Here is a 2,421-nt window from a genome sequence, read left to right as displayed (position 1 = left end):
GCTCAGCGTGGCGGTCGGGTCGCGCCTGGTCCCCGTGGGGACCGTGGTCGAAGCGCTGAGGGCATTCGACCCGACGGACGACGCCCACCTGGTCATCCGCGAGCTCCGCGTGCCGCGCACGCTCATCGCCGTGCTCGCCGGCGGGTGCCTCGGACTGGCCGGGGCCCTCATGCAGACCCTCACGCGCAATGCCCTGGCGGAACCGGGCACCCTGGGCGTGAACTCCGGAGCGGCTGCGGGCGTGGTCGTCGGGCTCTCGGTCACCGGGGCGGCCTCGGTCGACGTCTACGCCTGGTTCGCCTTCCTCGGCGCGGGCATCGCCTCCCTGGTCGTTCACCGTCTGGGGCGGGCGGGCGAGGCCGGGGTCAACCCCGTGCGTCTGGTCCTGGCAGGGGCCGGCCTGTCCGTCATGCTCAGTTCGGTGACAATGGCGGTCATCCTGTCCAGTCCCCAGACCGTCTTCGACTCCTTCCGCAACTGGGCCACCGGCTCCCTCCAGGGACGCGGCTGGGACTCCGTCCCCGTCGCCGCCCTGTGCCTCCTCGTCGGCGCCGTGCTGGCCGTGGTGCTCGCGGGGCCGTTGAACTCCGTGGCCCTGGGGCCCGATCTCGCCGCCGCCCTGGGGGTCGACACGCGCCGCACCTGGGCGCTGACCAACCTCGCAGTGCTCGTCCTGGCCGGTGGCGCGACGGCTGTGGCCGGCCCCATCGCCTTCGTCGGCCTGGCGGCCCCCCACATCGCCCGCGCCCTGGTCGGCACCGACCACCGGTGGCTGCTGCCGGCCTCGGCACTGGTGGCGGCCTTCGCGCTGCTGCTCGCGGACGTCCTGGGTCGCGTCGTGATCCACCCCGGCGAGGTCGGGGCCGGCGTCATGACGGCCCTGATCGGGGCGCCGTTCTTCGTGGTGCTCGTGCGACGAGGGCGGGTGGTCGGACTGTGACCACCGCACCCTCCGGACTCCCGGGCACCGCCACCTCACCCAACGGGTCGCCACCCGACCGGGGACGCACCGACCATTGGGACGGGCACCGCCCGGTCGCGGCCGGTCCGTACGTGCCCGTCACGCCCGCTCCCGGCCCACCGGTCCGGCCGGCCGGCGCAGGAGCGGCCGGCGCAGGAGCGACCGAGCTCCGACTCGCCGTGGGTCCGGCACGCCTGCGGGTGCCGGCGCGCGCCCTGCTGGTCAGCATCGCGCTGGTCGTGGTGGGACTGGCCCTGGCCCTCGTCACCCTGATGTCGGGGAAGATCTCCCTCTCCCCCGCCGAGGTGTTCTCGGCGCTGACGGGCCACGCCACCGACCCACGCGCCGCCCAGGTGGTCACCACCATCCGCCTCCCCCGTGCACTCACGGGGGCGGCCGTCGGCATGGCACTGGGTGCCGCCGGCTGCGTGTTCCAGTCCGTGTCGCGCAACGCCCTGGGGTCCCCCGATGTCATCGGCTTCACCACCGGGGCCGCCACGGGAGCCGTCATCCAGATCGTCGTCCTCGACGCGGGACCCGCCGCCACCTCACTGGCCGCCATCGGCACCGGCCTGGTCACCGCCGTCGTCGTCTACGTCCTGGCGCGCTCCGACGGCGCCACCGGCGGGTACCGCCTGATCCTCGTCGGCATCGGCGTCAGCGCCTTCCTGGGGGCCCTCAACACCCTGGTCCTCGCCCGGGGCGACCTGGACCTCGCGACACGGGCACGGATCTGGCTGTCGGGGTCCCTCAACGCCCGCACCTGGGCCGATGCCTGGCCAGTCCTCGGGGCCGTGGTGGTCATGGTGCCGCTGCTGGCCATGCTGGCCCGCCGCCTGGATGCCCTGGAGATGGGTGAGGACCAGGCACGCCAGCTCGGCGTCGACACGGAACGCACCCGCGTGGTCACCATGCTCGCAGCCGTCGTGCTCACAGCTGCCGCCGTGGCGGCCGCAGGACCCATTGCCTTCATCGCCCTGGCGGCCCCCCAGGTCGCCTCCCGTCTNACCGCGTGCCCGNGTCCAGGTGCTCACCTCGGCACTGGCCGGCGCCGTGCTGCTCACCGCCGCCGACGTCGTCTCGGTCCACCTGCCCGTCGGTGTCGCGCTGCCCGTGGGCCTGACCACCGGGGCCCTGGGCGGCCTCTACCTGCTGTGGCTGCTCACCCGGAGCCGGGAGGTGTGAGACGCATGTCCTCGACCACCCGACCGTTCCTGCGCCGTCACCGCCCGCGCGGTGCACACCGCAGCGACCCCGGTCCCACCGCGACGGGTGTTCTGCGACCCCGCCCTCGTCCGTGCGGCACCACCCCGGTCACTCTCCCCGCCACCGGCACGCGGTCCCGCCCTCGTCCGCCGGGCACCCGCCCGACCCCGGTCCATCCGCTGGGCGCACGACGCCCGGGCGAACCCTCTCCCACACCGTGCAGGAGGTCCTCATGACGGACGCCCCCCTCAGGC

The 2,421-nt window shown here is 74.7% G+C and carries 1 protein-coding gene and 1 pseudogene; both read left to right on the top strand.

The window, feature by feature from the left end:
- Positions 1-940 (top strand): FecCD family ABC transporter permease (locus tag TA90_RS00450; RefSeq protein WP_043534069.1); only part of this gene is annotated, 940 nt, incomplete at its 5' end.
- A 293-nt stretch (positions 941-1,233) separates the two neighbouring features.
- Positions 1,234-2,146, top strand: a pseudogene (locus TA90_RS15955) (FecCD family ABC transporter permease).
- Positions 2,147-2,421: the final 275 nt, after the last annotated feature.

Source organism: Actinomyces polynesiensis, from assembly GCF_000820725.1.
GTDB classification, from domain to species: Bacteria; Actinomycetota; Actinomycetes; order Actinomycetales; family Actinomycetaceae; genus Pauljensenia; species Pauljensenia polynesiensis.
Note: the sequence above shows the minus strand (reverse complement) of the source record. Positions and strands in the feature narration are given on the sequence as shown.